The organism is Enterobacter sp. 198 (assembly GCF_009025585.1).
Classification (GTDB): Bacteria; Pseudomonadota; Gammaproteobacteria; order Enterobacterales; family Enterobacteriaceae; genus Enterobacter; species Enterobacter ludwigii.
The window spans coordinates 151,529-170,046 of sequence record NZ_WCIM01000015.1; the positions used below are offsets into that span (position 1 = coordinate 151,529).

At 55.6% G+C, this 18,518-nt stretch carries 16 protein-coding genes; 2 read left to right on the forward strand and 14 right to left on the reverse strand.

What is annotated here, in order from left to right:
* Positions 1 to 55: 55 nt before the first annotated feature.
* Positions 56 to 1,330 carry an MFS transporter gene (locus tag F8561_RS07550; protein WP_078774362.1) on the forward strand — a complete coding sequence of 425 codons (1,275 nt, stop codon included), beginning with the start codon at positions 56 to 58 and terminating at the stop codon, positions 1,328 to 1,330.
* Positions 1,331 to 1,397: 67 nt separating this feature from the next.
* Here the strand turns inward: F8561_RS07550 and rlmB are convergent, their stop codons facing one another.
* The 14 genes from rlmB to nnr form a co-directional block, all read right to left on the reverse strand.
* Complete coding sequence (gene rlmB / locus F8561_RS07555) at positions 1,398 to 2,132, reverse strand: 23S rRNA (guanosine(2251)-2'-O)-methyltransferase RlmB (RefSeq protein ID WP_014168319.1); 735 nt, start codon at positions 2,130 to 2,132, stop codon at positions 1,398 to 1,400.
* Between the two features lie 69 nt (positions 2,133 to 2,201).
* Positions 2,202 to 4,643: a ribonuclease R gene (gene rnr, locus F8561_RS07560; protein WP_041162388.1), complete on the reverse strand. Its 2,442-nt coding sequence runs from the start codon at positions 4,641 to 4,643 to the stop codon at positions 2,202 to 2,204.
* A 38-nt stretch (positions 4,644 to 4,681) separates the two neighbouring features.
* Positions 4,682 to 5,107: a nitric oxide-sensing transcriptional repressor NsrR gene (gene nsrR, locus F8561_RS07565; RefSeq protein ID WP_014168317.1), complete on the reverse strand. Its 426-nt coding sequence runs from the start codon at positions 5,105 to 5,107 to the stop codon at positions 4,682 to 4,684.
* A gap of 192 nt (positions 5,108 to 5,299) precedes the next feature.
* Complete coding sequence (locus tag F8561_RS07570) at positions 5,300 to 6,598, reverse strand: adenylosuccinate synthase (RefSeq protein WP_025206256.1); 1,299 nt, start codon at positions 6,596 to 6,598, stop codon at positions 5,300 to 5,302.
* A gap of 104 nt (positions 6,599 to 6,702) precedes the next feature.
* A complete protein-coding gene (locus F8561_RS07575; protein ID WP_014168315.1) occupies positions 6,703 to 6,900 on the reverse strand; it encodes a DUF2065 domain-containing protein in 198 nt (65 codons plus the stop codon).
* A 71-nt stretch (positions 6,901 to 6,971) separates the two neighbouring features.
* Complete coding sequence (hflC, locus tag F8561_RS07580; protein WP_014168314.1) at positions 6,972 to 7,976, reverse strand: protease modulator HflC; 1,005 nt, start codon at positions 7,974 to 7,976, stop codon at positions 6,972 to 6,974.
* 2 nt (positions 7,977 to 7,978) lie between these two features.
* The gene (gene hflK / locus F8561_RS07585; protein ID WP_014168313.1) at positions 7,979 to 9,241 is read right to left on the reverse strand and encodes an FtsH protease activity modulator HflK; all 1,263 of its coding nucleotides are present in this window, start codon (positions 9,239 to 9,241) and stop codon (positions 7,979 to 7,981) included.
* A gap of 56 nt (positions 9,242 to 9,297) precedes the next feature.
* Positions 9,298 to 10,578, reverse strand: coding sequence for a ribosome rescue GTPase HflX (gene hflX / locus F8561_RS07590; RefSeq protein ID WP_138613145.1), 1,281 nt, complete (start codon positions 10,576 to 10,578; stop codon positions 9,298 to 9,300).
* 74 nt (positions 10,579 to 10,652) lie between these two features.
* Entirely contained in the window at positions 10,653 to 10,964 is a 312-nt protein-coding gene (hfq, locus tag F8561_RS07595) for an RNA chaperone Hfq (RefSeq protein WP_014168311.1), read from the reverse strand.
* Positions 10,965 to 11,049: 85 nt separating this feature from the next.
* A complete protein-coding gene (miaA, locus tag F8561_RS07600; RefSeq protein WP_151887310.1) occupies positions 11,050 to 12,000 on the reverse strand; it encodes a tRNA (adenosine(37)-N6)-dimethylallyltransferase MiaA in 951 nt (316 codons plus the stop codon).
* Positions 11,993 to 13,837 carry a DNA mismatch repair endonuclease MutL gene (gene mutL, locus F8561_RS07605; RefSeq protein WP_047743149.1) on the reverse strand — a complete coding sequence of 615 codons (1,845 nt, stop codon included), beginning with the start codon at positions 13,835 to 13,837 and terminating at the stop codon, positions 11,993 to 11,995. The genes miaA and mutL overlap by 8 nt, the downstream gene beginning before the upstream one ends.
* A gap of 9 nt (positions 13,838 to 13,846) precedes the next feature.
* A complete protein-coding gene (gene amiB, locus F8561_RS07610; RefSeq protein ID WP_014168308.1) occupies positions 13,847 to 15,184 on the reverse strand; it encodes an N-acetylmuramoyl-L-alanine amidase AmiB in 1,338 nt (445 codons plus the stop codon).
* Between the two features lie 16 nt (positions 15,185 to 15,200).
* Positions 15,201 to 15,662: a tRNA (adenosine(37)-N6)-threonylcarbamoyltransferase complex ATPase subunit type 1 TsaE gene (gene tsaE, locus F8561_RS07615; RefSeq protein WP_020882947.1), complete on the reverse strand. Its 462-nt coding sequence runs from the start codon at positions 15,660 to 15,662 to the stop codon at positions 15,201 to 15,203.
* The gene (gene nnr, locus F8561_RS07620; protein WP_151887311.1) at positions 15,655 to 17,178 is read right to left on the reverse strand and encodes a bifunctional ADP-dependent NAD(P)H-hydrate dehydratase/NAD(P)H-hydrate epimerase; all 1,524 of its coding nucleotides are present in this window, start codon (positions 17,176 to 17,178) and stop codon (positions 15,655 to 15,657) included. The genes tsaE and nnr overlap by 8 nt, the downstream gene beginning before the upstream one ends.
* On the opposite strand from nnr, the gene queG reads away from it, so the two are divergent.
* Positions 17,177 to 18,316: a tRNA epoxyqueuosine(34) reductase QueG gene (gene queG, locus F8561_RS07625; protein WP_020882949.1), complete on the forward strand. Its 1,140-nt coding sequence runs from the start codon at positions 17,177 to 17,179 to the stop codon at positions 18,314 to 18,316. The genes nnr and queG overlap by 2 nt on opposite strands.
* Positions 18,317 to 18,518: the final 202 nt, after the last annotated feature.

Here is an 18,518-nt window from a genome sequence, read left to right on the forward strand (position 1 = left end):
GCGCATTCGCTTTTGTTGAATAATTTATTCTTACCCCCTTTCAGTGAGGAACGTTATGCAACCGGACGCGCACAAGCGTGCATTAATTGCAGGCTCCATTGGTAACTTTATCGAGTGGTATGAGTTTGCGGTCTATGGTTTTCTGGCGACCGTAATTGCGAAGAACTTCTTCCAGCTTGAGGGGGACGCGGGGCTGACCAGCCTGATCCTTACCTACGCTTCCTTTGCCATCGCCTTCTTCTTCCGCCCGCTGGGCGCGGTGGTGTTTGGCAGAATAGGTGACCGGATAGGCCGAAAACCGACGCTGATTATTGTACTGGTGCTGATGACGCTGGCCACCGCCGCAATCGGTATTGTGCCGGTCTATGCCAGCATCGGTATTGCCGCCCCGCTGATTATCACGCTGCTGCGCATCCTGCAGGGATTGTTCGCCGGTGGTGAGTATGGCGGCGCCGTCTCGCTGATGACCGAGTTTGCCCCACGCGGCAAGCGGGGCCTCTACGGTGCATGGCAGTCATTTACCGTCGCGCTGGGCCTGTTAGCAGGCGCTGGCATTGTCGCACTGCTCTCCGCCCTTCTGACACCGGAAGCCCTGCATGACTGGGGCTGGCGCATCCCGTTCTTCCTGGCATTACCGATGGGCGTGGTGGCGCTGTGGCTGCGGGTGAGTATGGAAGAGACGCCAAGCTTTGTGCAGCAGCAGGAAAAGCCGGTTGCCACTCAGGCTGATACCGTCGCCACGCTCAACGCCATTGTGATGGGCATTGGCCGGGTGATGGTCTGGTCAGCGGCGGGTTATACCTATCTGGTGATAATGCCCACCTATCTGCAGTCGGCGCTGCATACCGGGTTTAACCAGGCGCTGTTGATTGCGGTGATTTCGAATATCGGTTTTGCGCTGACGATTATTCCGTCCGGGATCCTGAGCGACAAAATCGGACGCCGCACGGTGATGATCGTCGCCACCACGTTGCTGCTGCTCCTTGCCCTGCCGCTGCTGAAGGTTTTACAGGCGGAGTCCAGCACGCTGGCCATCAAAGCGCTGGTGGTGCTGATTGCGGGTGGTCTGGTGGGGATGCTGGCAGGTCCCGGGCCGGCGATGCTCTCAGAGATGTTCCCGACGCGCGTACGGTATACCGGGCTTGGGCTGGCTTATTCCCTGTCGAACGCCCTTTTCTCGGGCTGTGCGGGGCTGATTATTACCGGGCTGATTAAAGAGACGGGCAACCTGGATATTCCGGCTTATTACGTCATGGCGACGGCGGTAGTGAGTATCTTCGCGCTAATGACGCTCAGGAAGGATGACCATTTGCGGTCACTGGAGGAGTGAGTTTTTCACCGTCTGGTGACTCTCCCACAGAAAATACGAAAGGCCGTCCTCAGGACGGCCTTGCTGTTTATTCCCCGCGCTGACGTACCGCTTCAAACAGGCAGATACCTGTTGCCACGGAGACGTTCAGAGACGACACGCTGCCCGCCATTGGAATGCTGATCAGCTCATCGCAATGCTCACGGGTCAGACGGCGCATACCTTCGCCCTCAGCACCCATCACCAGGGCCAGACGGCCGGTCATCTTGCTCTGATACAGAGTATGATCCGCTTCACCCGCGGTACCGACGATCCAGATATTCTCTTCCTGCAGCATACGCATGGTGCGCGCCAGGTTGGTGACGCGGATCAACGGTACGTTTTCCGCTGCGCCACAGGCCACTTTCTTCGCCGTCGCGTTAAGCTGTGCAGAGCGATCCCTCGGCACGATAACCGCATGAACACCTGCCGCATCTGCGCTTCGCAGACATGCGCCAAGGTTGTGCGGGTCGGTCACGCCGTCAAGGATCAGGAAGAATGGATTTTCCAGCCCGGCGATAAGATCCGGCAGATCGTTTTCCTGATACTGACGACCTGGCTTAACGCGGGCAATAATGCCCTGGTGAACGGCACCTTCACTTTTCTCATCCAGGAACTGGCGGTTCGCCAGCTGGATCACGACACCTTGTGCTTCCAGGGCGTGGATCAGCGGCATCAGACGTTTGTCTTCACGCCCTTTCAGAATAAACACTTCCTGAAAACGCTCCGGTGCGCGCTCCAGCAGGGCCTGCACCGCGTGGATGCCGTAAATCATTTCACTCATTGATGGTTCTCGTTCTGTCTTTTCTTTTCCCTCTCTCCGCAGGAGAGAGGGTCAGGTTGAGGGGGAGAATTACTCCGCCTGCTGTTTCTTCGCTGCGCGCTTTGCCCTGGTGGCAGCCGCAATTTTCTGCGTTTTGGTGGACGGCTTTTTCGCCTTCCGGGCCTCTTTCTTTGCGGCCTTCGGCTTCTGTTTCTTCTCACCGCGGAACGCGCTGTCTGGCTCGAAGTTTACCTTCTTACCCGCCTGACGACGTTTGCCACCGCTGTTGCCGTTGCCCCCTTTTTTCGTCTTTTCACGCGCCGTTTTACCCACATTACGCGGGGCACGCTCGCTGGAGATCAGGCTAAAGTCGATTTTACGGTCGTCCATATTAACGGCTTCGACCTTCACTTCCACGCGATCGCCAAGACGATAGGTCTGGCCGCCAGATTCGCCAATCAGGCGCTGCCCGACCTGGTCGAAACGGTAGTAGTCGTTATCCAGGCTGGAGACATGCACCAGACCGTCGATAAACAGTTCATCCAGACGGACGAAGAAACCAAAGCCGGTGACGCTGGCAATCACGCCTTTAAAGACGTTACCCACCTGGTCCAGCATAAAGTCACACTTCAGCCAGTCTGCCACGTCGCGCGTCGCTTCATCTGCACGACGTTCGGCCATGGAACAGTGCTGACCGAGTTGTAGCATCTCTTCCATTGAATAATGGTAGCCACCGGTTTCGGTCGTATTACCTTTATGACCCTGCTCCTGCGCCAGCAGATACTTGATCGCGCGGTGCAGGGAAAGGTCCGGATAACGACGGATCGGTGAGGTAAAGTGGGCGTAAGACTGCAGCGCCAGACCGAAGTGACCGCGGTTTTCCGGATCGTAAATCGCCTGCTTCATGGAACGCAGCAGCATGGTCTGCAGCATTTCCGCATCCGGGCGATCGCCAATCGACTCCAGCAATTCAGCATAATCACGCGGCTCTGGCTTGTTACCGCCAGGCAGTTCCAGACCCAGTTCAGCCAGCACGGAGCGGAACGCAGTGATGGCTTCGGTCGACGGTTTATCGTGAATACGGAACAGCGCAGGTTCTTTGGCTTTCTCAACGAAACGTGCCGCCGAGATGTTTGCCAGAATCATACACTCTTCAATCAGCTTATGGGCATCGTTACGCTGGGTCTGCTCAATACGTTCAATGCGGCGTTCAGCGTTAAAGATGAACTTCGCCTCTTCGCTCTCAAACGAGATCCCGCCGCGCTCTTCACGCGCCTGATCCAGCGTTTTGTAGAGGTTATGCAGCTCTTCGATGTGTTTCACCAGCGGCGCATACTGCTCACGCAGATCCTGATCGCCCTGCAGCATATGCCAGACCTTGGTGTAGGTCAGGCGCGCATGGGAGCTCATTACCGCTTCGTAGAATTTGTAACCCGTTAAGCGCCCTTTGGTGGAGATGGTCATCTCGCAGACCATGCACAGGCGGTCAACCTGCGGGTTCAGGGAGCACAGGCCGTTAGACAAGACTTCCGGCAGCATCGGGATTACCTGCGACGGGAAGTAGACCGACGTTCCACGGCTGCGCGCTTCGTTATCCAGCGGAGTATGCGGGCGCACGTAATAGCTTACGTCAGCGATGGCAACCCACAGACGCCAGCCGCCGCCGCGTTTTTTCTCGCAATAAACGGCATCATCGAAGTCGCGGGCATCTTCACCATCAATAGTCACCAGCGGCAGATCGCGCAGATCCACGCGGCCCACTTTGGACTCTTCCGGCACGTCTTCTTTCAGGCCGACAACCTGCTCTTCAACCGCTTTCGGCCAGACGTAAGGAATTTCATGAGTACGCAGCGCCATATCAACGGCCATGCCGGTGCCCATGTTATCGCCTAACACTTCGACGATTTTCCCGACCGCCTTGGTGCGTCGGGTAGGACGCTGGGTGAGTTCAACCACCACCACAAAGCCCATACGGGCACCCATCACCTCTTCAGGCGGGATCAGGATATCGAAGCTCAGGCGGCTGTCGTCCGGCACCACAAAGCCCACGCCAGCGTCGGTAAAGTAGCGGCCAACAATCTGGCTGGTTTTAGGGACCAGGACACGCACCACGCGCGCTTCGCGGCGGCCTTTACGGTCTGCGCCCAGCGGCTGCGCCAGGATCTGGTCACCGTGAATGCACATCTTCATCTGCTCAGAGGAAAGATAAAGATCGTCTTTACGGCCTTCTACGCGCAGGAAGCCATAGCCATCACGGTGGCCGATGACGGTGCCTTTCAGCAGGTCAAGACGTTCGGGAAGCGCATAGCACTGACGGCGGGTAAAGACCAGTTGCCCGTCGCGCTCCATCGCGCGCAGGCGGCGGCGAAGGGCTTCAATTTGCTCTTCACCTTCAATGTTTAATTCAACGGCAAGTTCTTCACGATTGGCGGGTTTTTCGCGTTTTGTTAAGTGTTCAATGATGAACTCGCGGCTGGGGATAGGATTCGCGTATTTTTCGGCTTCGCGTTCCTGGAAAGGATCATGTGACATATCGGTTCCTCCGTTGTCAGCTCCGGTGGAAATTTTCTTCATTCCACCAGCAATAATTTATAAAGTGGTTGATTCTCTTCAACCAAATCGGCCAGCGTGTAGTTATCCAGTTCCTTGAGAAAACTTTGCACGGCCAGAGAAAGTGCCTGTTTAAGGCGACAAGCGGGCGTAATGTGGCAGAACGCGCTGCTGCAGTTCACCAGAGACAACGGCTCCAGTTCACGTACCACATCCCCAACACGAATACTCTGCGCCGGTTTACCGAGACGGATCCCACCATTCTTCCCGCGGACGGCAGCAACGTATCCGGCACGACTAAGTTGATTGATTATTTTGACCATATGATTACGGGACACACCGTATACCTCTGTAACCTCAGAGATACTGGTCATTTTCCCATCGGGTAACGACGCCATGTAAATCAGCGCGCGTAAGCCGTAATCGGTGAAACTTGTTAACTGCACATCAACCTCAGGAAAAAGGGAAAACGCGGATAAACCGCACAGATATTCATTAATGATGATAAACCAGCCAGATAGTAAGCGGCTAATTTATTTGACAGACGGGGCGAAAAAGCGGAGATCGAGGAGCGTTCGCCGGATGGCGCGACGCGTATCCAGCCTGCGGGTTGTCCCGCAGGCCAGCAGTCACGAAGATTATGCGTCGAACGGGTCGCGCAGGATCATCGTTTCAGTACGATCAGGGCCGGTAGAGATAATGTCGATCGGCACTTCGGTCAGTTCTTCAATACGCTTGATGTAATTCAGTGCTGCCTGTGGCAGACCGCTACGCTCTTTCACACCGAACGTCGTTTCAGACCAGCCTGGCATGGTTTCGTAGATTGGCTCGATGCCTTTCCAGTCATCCGCAGCCAGCGGAGTGGTGGTCACTTCGCGACCATCAGGCATACGGTAGCCTACGCAGAGTTTCACCTCTTTCAGACCGTCCAGCACGTCCAGTTTGGTCAGGCAGAAACCAGACAGGGAGTTAATCTGTACTGCGCGACGCACGGCTACCACGTCCAGCCAGCCGGTACGACGACGACGACCGGTGGTCGCGCCAAACTCGTTACCCTGCTTGCACAGGAACTCGCCGGTTTCATCAAACAGCTCAGTCGGGAATGGACCCGCACCCACGCGAGTGGAGTAAGCTTTGATGATGCCCAGAACGTAATCCACATAACGTGGACCCAGACCAGAACCGGTCGCAACGCCACCTGCGGTGGTGTTAGAGGAGGTGACGTACGGATAGGTACCGTGGTCGATGTCCAGCAGCGTACCCTGCGCACCTTCGAACATGACGAAATCGCCACGCTTGCGCGCCTGGTCCAGCAGATCGGACACATCAACAACCATACCGGTCAGAATGTCAGCAATCGCCATGACGTCATCCAGCACTTTCTGGTAGTCAACAGCGTCAGCTTTATAGAAGTTCACCAGCTGGAAGTTGTGATATTCCATCACTTCTTTCAGTTTTTCAGCGAACGTCTCTTTATCAAACAGATCGCCCACGCGCAGACCGCGACGAGCAACTTTGTCTTCATAAGCCGGGCCGATACCACGACCGGTCGTGCCAATCGCTTTCGCGCCACGCGCTTTTTCGCGCGCTACGTCCAGCGCCACGTGATAATCAAGGATCAGCGGGCAGGCTTCGGAGAGCAGCAGACGCTCGCGAACGGGGATACCACGGTCTTCCAGACCTTTCATCTCTTTCATCAGAGCAGCCGGAGACAGCACAACGCCGTTACCGATGATGCTGGTGACGTTTTCGCGAAGAATGCCTGATGGAATAAGATGGAGGACGGTTTTTTCACCGTTGATTACGAGAGTATGGCCTGCGTTGTGACCGCCCTGGTAGCGTACAACATATTTAGCCCGTTCAGTCAGAAGATCAACAATCTTCCCTTTACCTTCGTCACCCCATTGGGTGCCCAGTACGACGACGTTGTTACCCATTTTTTTCAAAATCACCGTTTGCTTAAAAATGGATTCTACCATCGCTTTTTCAGATATACAGCACTTTTTGACCTCAAAATACGCCAAACCAGATTACTTTTTGATCAGCCAATCGTTTTCCTCAACATGTAGTAGATAACGATGCCGGCAACCACAAGTCCGCCCCCAAATCGACGCAAAATATTATCCGGCAACTGGCTCAGAGAGGCTATCATCCGACGCCATGCACGCGGATAAAGCATCGGTCCAAGGCCTTCCAGCACCAGAACCAGGGCCAGCGCAAGCCAAATCGTTGAATTCATTTTTCATCCTTATAAAAGAAAACCACCGCTCCGTTGAGAGCGGTGGTTTGAATACTCAAACTGGCCTGAGTTTATCGCGTTGCGTTAGCCGGCGTCTTCATGTAACGGAAGAAATCGCTGTCCGGGCTGAGCACCATCACATCCTGGTTGCTCTGGAAGCTGTTCTCGTAAGCACGCAGGCTACGGATAAAGGCGTAGAAGTCGGGATCCTGGCTGAAGGCATCGGCAAACAGTTTTGCCGCTTCGGCATCCCCTTCACCGCGCAGAATACGGCCCTGACGCTCAGATTCTGCCAGCGTCTTGGTCACTTCGTAATCCGCTGCCGCACGCAGTTTCTCCGCCTCTTCCTGACCTTGTGAACGATGACGACGGGCTACCGCTTCACGCTCGGCGCGCATACGGTTGTAAATCGCCTCGGACACTTCCGCTGGCAGGTTGATCTGCTTGATACGGACGTCGACCACTTCGATACCCAGAGCAGCCATACTGTTCGGGTTGATCACCGGCACTTTGCCGTTGGTTTCAGCCTGAACGCGTTCTGCCGCTTTGGCAATGGCATCATCCGCTGCCGGGGTGGTGACTTCGTCTTCGGTTCCTGCAGAACCGGAGTTCAGCGCATCACGCACTTCCAGCGTCAGACGACCACGGGAGTCGGTGACGATGTCTTTCACATCCAGACGACCAATCTCAGAGCGCAGACGGTCAGAGAACTTACGTTTCAACAGCACTTCCGCCTGAGAAACGTCGCCACCGCCCGTTGCCAGGTAGTAGCGGCTGAAATCACTGATACGCCATTTGATGTAGGAATCAACGATCAGGTCTTTCTTCTCTTTAGTCACGAAACGGTCGGCCTGGTTATCCATGGTCTGGATACGGGCGTCGAGCGTTTTCACCGATTCAATCAGTGGCATTTTAAAGTGCAGGCCCGGCTCAAACACCAGCGGCTTGTTCTCGCTGTCGCGCAGAACTTTACCAAAACGCAGGGTAATTCCACGCTCGCCCTCTTTCACCACAAAGATAGAGGTATAAAGCACGACCAATACGATGATGATGATCGCAATAACTGACTTACGCATCCTTATTCCCCCTGACGCTGGTAGTCGTTACGCTGCGCGTTAGCACGGCGTTGGTCCATAATGTCACCATCGTTCGAAGAAGGCGTGGTTGTGGCGCTTGAGCTACCGGATGCCGCAGGTGGCAGACGCAGCAGGTTGTTGGCACCGCTGGTATCCGCCTTTGCCGCCGGCGCCGAACCGCCTTTCAGCATCTGATCCAACGGCAGTACCATCAGGTTTCCACCTTTGCTGTCGTTAACCAGTACCTTACGCGTATGGCTCAGCACTTTTTCCATGGTCTCAATATAAAGACGTTCACGGGTAATCTCCGGAGCCGCTTTATATTCTGGCAAAATCTTCGCGAAACGCGCCACTTCACCCTGAGCTTCCAGGACGGTCTGAGTTTTATACGCACGCGCTTCTTCAAGAATACGCTGCGCCTGACCGTTAGCACGTGGCTGAACTTCGTTGGTGTACGCTTCCGCTTCACGGATGTACTGTTGTTCGTTTTCACGGGCGGCAATCGCGTCATCAAACGCGGCCTTCACCTCTTCCGGCGGACGAGCAGCCTGGAAGTTGACGTCCAGCAGGGTGATACCCATGTTGTACGGGCGAATGGTCTCTTCCAGCTCACGCTGGGTATCGCTACGAATAACGGTACGACCTTCGGTCAGAATGCGGTCCATGGTGTATTTACCGATCACACCGCGCAGCGCACTGTCTGTGGCCTGGCGCAGACTGTCATCTGCACTGGTCACGCTAAACAGGTAGTGCTGCGGATCGGTGACGCGGTACTGGACGTTCATCTCAACGCGCACAACGTTCTCGTCGGAGGTCAGCATCACGCCGGAGGCCGCCAGTTCACGGACAGACTCCACGTTCACCGCGGTCACGTCGTCAATGAAAGTCGGTTTCCAGTTCAGACCTGGTTCAACCAGATGGCTGAACTTACCGAAACGGGTGACCACACCGCGTTCCGCTTCTTTAATGGTGTAGAACCCACTGGCAGCCCAGATGATCACCACGGCAGCGGCAACAATGCCCACCACGCGGCCCCCTAACTGCGGGCGCGGCCCCTGAGTGGAACCCCCACCAGAGCCAGAACCTTTACCTCCGCCAAGACCACCAAGCTTCTTGCTTAGCTTGCGGAAGATATCATCCAGATCCGGCGGCCCCTGCTCGCGACCACCTTTGTTGCCATTTCCCCCAGAGTTGCCGCCTTGATTATTGCTGCTTCCCCACGGGTCGCGGTCTTGTCCGTTATTACCGGGCTGATTCCACGCCATGTATATGCTCCATATTTGTTATGCAAGGGCGAATTATTCAGGCATCCCCTTTCTGATCAGACGATATAGTCGACCAGCGCAGGTTCTTGTTTACAGAGGCGACGCCAGTCAACGATCGGCAAACGCACCTGCATCCCCACGCTGCCGTCATCCTCCATCCACTCTTTTTCTATCGCCTGAAGCTGATAAAACCGGCTGCGCAGCCTGCCTTCCTGTGGCGGCAATCGCAGCGTGTGCTGGGCTACCTCACCGGAAAGACGTTCTGTCAAAGCCTGGAAAAGCAGTGGCACACCAATACCGGTCTGAGCGGAAAGCCAGACCCGAATCGGTTTGTTCTCTTCATCTCGGTCGATACGCGGCTCAAAATCCTCCAGCATATCGATCTTGTTCATCACCAACAGCGTTGGGATGTCGTCGGCGTCGATCTCGTCGAGCACCACGTTTACCGCGTCGATGTTCTCCTGCAAGCGAACGTCTGCAGCATCAATGACGTGCAGCAGCAGGGTCGCCTGACGCGTCTCCTGCAGGGTGGCTTTAAACGCAGCCACCAGGTCATGCGGCAGGTGACGGATAAACCCTACGGTATCCGCCAGCACCGTTTCACCGACGTCGGCGACGTCAATACGACGCAATGTGGGGTCCAGGGTCGCAAACAGCTGGTCTGCGGCATAAACCTGGGCCTCAGTAATCTGGTTAAACAGGGTGGATTTACCGGCGTTGGTATACCCCACCAGCGACACCGTCGGGATGTCAGCTTTCGATCGCGCCCGACGTCCTTGCTCACGCTGTTTTTCAACGCGTTCCAGACGTGAAAGGATCTGGGTAATACGGCCACGCAACAGACGGCGGTCGGTTTCAAGCTGGGTCTCACCCGGACCGCGCAAACCAATCCCGCCCTTTTGTCTTTCAAGGTGGGTCCAGCCACGCACAAGCCGCGTTGCCAGATGGCGCAACTGCGCCAGCTCAACCTGCAGCTTACCTTCGTGAGTACGCGCACGTTGAGCGAAAATATCTAAAATCAAACCCGTGCGATCGATAACACGGCATTCGCAAAGACGTTCCAGGTTACGTTCCTGAGCCGGAGACAGCGCATGATCAAACAACACGACTGACGCGCCGGTTGCTTTTACGGCATCCGCAATTTCAACTGCTTTACCTTCACCAACAAAATACTTTGGGTGCGGCGCTTTACGGCTACCGGTAATCACCTGCATTGCTTCGACACCGGCGGAAGAGACCAGAGATTCAAACTCATGGAGGTCTTCCATATCTTTGTCTTGCGTAAAATAGATGTGTACCAGCACCGCCTGCTCACCGGCATCATAACGGTCAAACAAGCGTAAATTCCTCAAAAAAGATCAGCGGGGAACGCAGGATCCCTGGCTCCCCGTGTGGATAACAGCCCGAAACCTTATTCGGTATCTTCGCTGTCCTGCGCAGGAGAAGAAGAACCCTGCGCGCTGCTGCCATGATGGTAGTTACTACCCGTGCCGCCGCCAGTGTTATTGCTGTGATGGGATACCGGACGAGACGGAACAACTGTAGAAATAGCGTGCTTATAGACCATCTGACTGACCGTGTTTTTCAACAGGATCACGAACTGATCGAAGGATTCAATCTGACCTTGCAGCTTAATACCATTCACCAAATAAATAGAAACTGGAACACGTTCCCGACGCAATGCGTTCAGGAACGGATCTTGTAAAGATTGCCCCTTAGCCATTCTATCTTTTCCTTATATGCTTGTTTTGTACTTAGAACCTTGCGATTCTGAAAAATTGCGCACGATACGACTCAATTGTACACATTCAGTGAGCGATATCACCAACAACCTCAATCACTTCGTTTAACGCCTGTTGCGGTTTTTCACTGTCTAACCAGTGAACACCGTCCCAACCGCGCAACCAGGTGATCTGGCGCTTCGCTAACTGTCTCGTGGCGCAAACACCTCGATAAACCATTTCATCATATGAAATCTCGCCTTCAAGATATAACCACATCTGGCGGTATCCCACACAACGAACGGAAGGCATATCCGTATGCAAATCTCCACGGGCAAATAGCGCCCGCACTTCTGCTTCAAAATCTGAAGCTAACATCTGATGAAAACGCTGCTCAATTCGTTGATGGAGCAGTTCACGGCTCGCCGGGGCGATGGCGAACTGATGCACCTGATACGGCAGAGCGTCTCCTGACGTTTGCGTCAGTTCCGTTAAAGTTTTACCCGAAATGAAAAAAACTTCCAGTGCCCGGGAAAGCCTTTGCGGATCATTTGGATGGATCCGTGCTGCGGCAACCGGGTCAATCTCGGCCAGTTGCTTATGCAAAACGTCCCATCCCTGCTCTGCCGCCTGCTGCTCAATTTTTGCTCTTACTTCCGGATCCGCTGATGGCAGAGGTGAAAGCCCCTCCAGCAACGCCTTGAAATAAAGCATGGTTCCGCCGACCAACAGCGGTATACGTCCCGCCGCCGTTATCTCGGCCATCTCGGCTAACGCATCGCGGCGGAAATCCGCTGCGGAGTATGCCTGAGCCGGGTCGAGAATATCCAGCAAACGATGCGGTGCCGCGCGCAGTTCGTCTGCGTCAGGCTTCGCCGTGCCGATGTCCATCCCTCGGTAGATAAGGGCAGAATCGACACTAATCAACTCTACAGGCAAAACTTTACGCAACTCAATGGCCAGTGCCGTTTTGCCGGAGGCCGTGGGGCCCATTAAAAAAATCGCCTTTGGCAGGCTCGCCTTGCTTACGTCAATCATGTTTCAGGGCATTCATCGCCGTTTGTAAATCAACAGGTTGTAATAACCCACCTGGCGGTGTCTTCACCAGATGCGGACAAAGGCGTTCAACCTCCGCCAGCACGCTAATGGCCTGCGCCATACTCCACGGCGTATGTTCGCTTGCCAGATGGCGGGCGATCCACTGCGCGGTGTTGGCGGCATCAAACGACGTTTGCTGCGCCAGGTAGCCTATCAGTTCAGGAATCAAGTTTTGTAAATTTTGTTGGCGTAAGGGTAAAGGCACTGCGCGAATGGTCACATGTTGTGGTTCGAGCACCATTTCAATGCCCATCTGCGCCAACAGGGCCTCTGCGCGACGCAGTACCCCTGTTTCTTCAGGGGATATTTTTAGCCGAACGGGGATCAGCAGCGGTTGTGCACAGGCCGCGTTTTCACCCGGAGTAAGCTGCACTTGTTTAAGCCAGCGTTCCGCCACCGGCAATGCCAGAAGCATCACGTGGCCTTCGCGCTCCAGCAGCGCCATATCCGGTGCAATAATCGTCAGAACCCGGCCAAAACTCTGGCTGTGGCCGTCCAGCGAAGGCGCTGGTACCGCGACAGGCGCTTTGCGCTCCACCGCGGGGGTTTCCAGCAATTTGCGGTACAACGCTCCCTGCTGTTTTTGATAGCCAGGCTGGGCGTTTGGATAGTTCGCTCCCGTTGGGCGCGGTGTGCTACCCGCAGCAGAGAAACGCGGGGCATCCGGCTCACGCGCCACGGCAGGTTCAGCAAAATGGTTCCGGCCCGCTGCAACACGGTTTTCCGGAAACGCGCGCGGGGCGGGTTCTTCTTTTTCCAGCGGCAGCGTCGGTTCAGCCTGCTGTTGCAATACGCTCAGCACGCCCTGATAGATAAAATCATGCACCAGACGTGACTGGTGGAACCGCACTTCATGCTTGGCAGGATGGACGTTAACGTCCACCTGGTGTGGATCGATTTCTAGATAGAGCACAAACGCCGGTTGCTGATCTGCGCCCAGTTTATCTTCACAGGCCTGACGAATGGCGTGGTTGATGAGGCGGTCACGCATCATGCGGCCGTTCACGTAGCAATACTGGATCTCAGCGAAGGCGGCGCTGCTCGCGTTGGGGTCAGCCACCCAGCCGCGCATGGCCAGATCGCCATGCTGCCACTCAATGGCCAGCGCGTGCTCGAGGAACGGTACGCCGCAGATAGCGCCCAAGCGGCGCTCTTTTTGCCCACCTTCCGCCACGGCGCGGTACTGGCGCATGACTTTGCCGTTATGGCTAAGGTTAATGGTCACGTCAAACCGCGCCAGGGCAATGCGACGAATGATCTCATCGATATGCCCAAACTCGGTTTTTTCGGTACGCATAAACTTGCGTCGGGCGGGGGTGTTATAAAACAGATCCAGCACTTCCAGCGTCGTACCGACCGGATGCGCCGCTGGTTTAATCGTCACGTCCATATCACGCCCTTCGGCGTACGCCTGCCAGGCTTCCTGCTGTTCAGCGGTACGGGAGGTGAGCGTGAGACGGGAAACGGAGCTGATACTGGCCAGCGCTTCCCCGCGAAAACCGAGGCTGATGATCGCTTCCAGGTCATCAAGAGAGGCAATTTTACTGGTGGCATGACGCGCCAGCGCTAACGCCAGCTCGTCTTTTTTAATTCCACAGCCGTTGTCACGAATGCGAATCAGCTTTGCGCCGCCGCGTTCGATATCAATATCAATGCGGGTGGCCCCCGCATCAAGGCTGTTTTCTACCAGCTCCTTCACCACCGATGCAGGGCGCTCCACCACCTCACCGGCGGCGATTTGGTTCGCGAGCTGCGGCGGTAGAACCTGAATCGGCATGAATTCTCCTTAGTTGGTCGCGGTCATCTCACCTGGCTGCGCTGCGCTGGCCGTCTGGGCGGCACCGCCCTGTGGCGCGGACTGCAGCGGATGCGCATCAAAGTATTTACGCAGACCGTTATAGATCGCTTCGGCAATTTGCTGCTGATAGCTGTCGCTGCCCAGCAGGCGTTCTTCAGCGTTATTACTGATAAAGCCTGTTTCCACCAGAATCGATGGAATATCCGGCGATCGCAGAACGCCAAGGCTCGCATGCTCCGGACGGCGCTTGTGCAATGACCCGATGCCCTGCAGCTGATTCAATACATTTGTGGCGACATCATACCCGACGCGCTGGGAATGACCGAATTGTAAATCCAGCACCGCCTGGCTGAGATACGGATCGGCCTGGCTGTTTGCCAGCACATCACCCGCCCCACCTAACAGTTCGGACTGTTTCTCGTGCTCTTCAAGCCAGTTTGCCATTTCACTGTTCGCCCGACGGTTTGACAGCACCCACACTGAGGCTCCCGTGGCGTTACGGTTTGGCGCGGCATCCGCATGAATGGACACCAGGAAATTGGCATTTTGCTTACGTGCCACATCCGAGCGGCCCATCACCGAGATAAAGTAATCGCCGTCGCGCGTCAGCACGCCTTTAAACATAGGATCGTCGTTTAGCAGCGTCCGCAGCTTACGGGCAACCGCGATGGTGACATTTTTCTCCCGCGTACCGCCCGGGCCAATTGCGCCGGGATCCTGACCGCCGTGCCCCGCATCGATGGCGATAATCACTTTATCACCGCTGACCGCGCGACGTGCGCTGGCCGCCGGCCGCGTCACGGTATTGCTGCTGGTAACGCTGGTAATGCGGTCGCTGTCCGTTTTAAACGGATTACGTGCCGGTTCAGATGGGCGCGGGGTATAAACCGGCTCTTCCACGCGTTTCGCCACCACAGGTGGAGGCGGAGGCGGCGGAGGGGCGTCAGCGTTGATGGTAAAGACCACCGTATAATTCGCACCGTTTTGCTGTTTAACCGCTCTGGTTTTACCCTTTTCGGTTAGGTCGACCACCAGACGCAATGACTGGCTATCTTTTGGCGAGCCGGAACGAATGCTTTTAACCAGATTATTGCCGCTGAACTGGAGCGGTAACCCCTGGATAACCCCGGTTTGTTTGATATCCAGCGCCACGCTGTGGCTGTCTGGCTGTGAAAAAGCATATTCCGGATCGCCCATAAAGCTGAATGTGATCCTGGCCTGGCTTTCGCCGTTCGACACCTGAATATCCGACAGGCTTGCCGCCCCGGCCTGCGCGCACAGCAGCACCGTGGCAGCCAATAACCAACCTTTAACGCGACTAATCATCCCGTCATCCCTACGCTTAACCGGCCAGACGCGCCAGTAAGGAACTACCTGATGAGGAAACAGCACTGATGCGTGCCTCACGCCCTTGTGCCTGGTAATCTAAGTGAATTTCGACATCCGGGTCAGGCAACACACCCGCACCTTGTTGCGGCCACTCCACCAGGCAGATGGCATCATTGGCAAAATAATCACGGATCCCCATAAATTCCAGCTCCTCGGGATCCGCAAGGCGGTATAAATCAAAGTGGTACACCATGAGATTTTCAAGGGTGTACGGTTCTACCAGCGTGTAGGTTGGGCTTTTCACATTGCCTTTATGGCCTAACGCCTGCAGAAAACCCCGGCTGAAGGTGGTTTTACCCGCACCTAAATCACCATACAGATAAATGACGGTTGCCCCCTGACAGGCCTGTGCCACGCGTTTGCCAAGATCTAAAGTGGCTTGTTCATCAGGTAAAGAAATCGCTCGATTAGTCATTTTCTACGTCAATCACATCCGGGTTAACAACACGCCGTAGCGTGCAAAAAAGATCGGTGGCCAGCATTCCGCGTGTACCGTAACGTGCCGCCAGCTTATCCGCCGCGACACCATGGGCCACGCAGCCAGCGCAGGCTGCATCATAAAGGGGAAGTTTCTGTCCAAGCAATGCGCCAATGATGCCGGAAAGCACATCGCCCATTCCGCCGCTCGCCATGCCCGCATTTCCGGCATCGACAATGCCCAGTGCCTCGTCGCTGGCGACAACGGTTCCTGCCCCTTTCAGAACGGCAACACCTCCGTAACGTTTTACCAGACGCCGGGCAGAAAGTAAGCGATCGCTTTCAATTTCTGCCACGCTGCAGTTAAGCAGGCGCGCGGCTTCGCCGGGGTGCGGCGTCAGAATGCGATTGTGACGCTTATCAGGATTGATTGCCAGAAGGTTCAGCGCGTCGGCATCCCACAGCATCGGTTTACGAAAATTCTCGACCTTCTGCAGGGCCTGTTTCCCCCAGGCCTGCTGCCCAAGCCCCGGGCCAATGACCACGACATCCGCCCATTCGAGACTCTCTTCAAGCGACTGCGGCGTCAATTCATGCACCATCAGCTCCGGACGGGCCGTAATAATTGGCGCACTATTTTCGATGCGCGTCAGCACCCGCACTAAACCGGCACCACAACGCAATGCCGCTTCCCCCGTCATGCGGATAGCCCCCGCCGTGCCGTGGTCACCTCCAATGATCACCAGCCTGCCGTGATCGCCTTTATGGGACGTCGGGCGGCGCGGCGGTAGCCACTGTGCCAGCAGCGAAGCATCAACGCGCGAAACGTGGGTTTCCTGTCCGGCAAGCCAGCTCTCCAGCCCCAGTGCGTTATGGTGCAACGTTCCCGTGACATCCCGCGCTTTACCGGTAAGCAGCCCCGGTTTCAGGGCGATAAAGGCAACGGTGTGCGCGGCCTGAATCACCGCGCCCGGCGTCGTGCCGGTTTGCGCCATCAGGCCAGAAGGTATATCCAGGGCCACCACCGGCGCGCTGTGGGCATTGGCACGTGCAATCAGGGTGGCAACCGGGTCGCGCGGCGCACTGCGTAGTCCGGTGCCCAGCAGGCCATCAATAATCACATCAATCTCTTCCGGCCAGACGATATCGGTGGCATGAATAACACCGCCCGCGTTCAGCCAGGCTTCCCGCGCCGCGCTGGCCTCTTCTGGCAGCGGTTTATCGCTCTCCTGCGCCAGCAACGTCACGTGGATCCCGGCGGCAACCGCCAGGCGGGCGACGACATAACCGTCACCGCCGTTATTGCCGTGTCCGCATAAAATCAGCCAGTGCGACGATTCAGGGTAAGCCGCGCGGGCAACGTTAAACGCCGCTTCGCCCGCGCGTTGCATCAGTTCATACAGGGTAATGCCGAGGCTGTCTGCGGCCTCTTTTTCGGCGTGCCGGAGGTCATCCGCATGCCAGATGGAATGTGGTATACTTTCGGGGTTTTTCTTCACAGTATGGTCCGTCATGTCACAGCCCCTCGATCTCAATGAATTAGCGCAAAAAATTAAACAGTGGGGTGCTGAGCTTGGCTTCCAGAAGGTGGGTATCACCGATACCGACCTCTCCGCCAGCGAGCCGAAACTGCAGGCATGGCTGGATAAACAATACCATGGCGAAATGGAGTGGATGGCGCGTCATGGCATGATGCGTGCCCGCCCACACGAGCTGTTGCCTGGTACATTACGCGTCATCAGCGTACGCATGAACTACCTGCCCGCCAACGCGGCGTTTGCTCGCACGTTAAAAAATCCCGCTCTCGGTTACGTCAGCCGGTACGCCCTGGGCCGTGATTACCATAAGCTTCTGCGTAACCGTTTAAAAAAACTTGGGGAAACTATTCAGCAGCACTGTGTGTCGCTGAATTTTAGACCGTTTGTAGACTCTGCGCCTGTTCTTGAGCGCCCGATAGCAGAAAAAGCCGGGCTTGGCTGGACAGGTAAGCACTCACTTATCCTTAGCCGCGACGCCGGATCGTTCTTTTTCCTCGGTGAACTGCTCATAGATTTGCCGCTGCCGGTAGATGGTCCGGTAGAGGAAGGTTGCGGGCGCTGCGTGGCCTGCATGACCATCTGCCCGACGGGTGCCATCGTTGAGCCTTATACGGTGGATGCGCGCCGCTGCATCTCCTATCTCACCATTGAACTCGAAGGGGCGATACCGGAAGAATTCCGTCCGCTTATCGGGAACCGTATCTACGGCTGCGATGACTGCCAGCTGATCTGTCCCTGGAATCGTTACTCGCAGCTTACGGATGAAGACGATTTCAGTCCTCGTAAAGCGCTTCATGCGCCTCAGCTTATCGAGCTCTTCGCCTGGAGTGAGGCCTGGTTCCTGAAAGTCACCGAAGGATCCGCCATTCGGCGTATTGGGCATCTGCGCTGGCTACGAAATGTCGCCGTTGCGCTGGGCAATGCGCCCTGGGATGAAGCCAATATTCAGGCGCTCGAAAGTCGCAGAGGTGAGCACCCACTTCTTGATGAACACATAGAATGGGCGATTGCGCAGCAAATCGAGAAGCGCAATGCCTGCGTTGTCGAGGTGCAGCTGCCGAAGAAACAACGGCTGGTGAGAGTGATTGAAAAAGGGCTTGTTCGGGATGCTTGATATATTCACAGCCTGTGAATAAAAATAAAAACTCAAGCGCCATCGGGGCTGGCAATGAGGTCAAGTGATCTAAATAACATTTTGAAATGAAATTTACTTCATTAAATTCAGTACGTTACGAAGATATTATTCACCCTGCTAATTTTCTTCTGGTCTGTAACTGAGTAGGGCTTCTGTGGATAACTCTGTTCACAAGAGTATT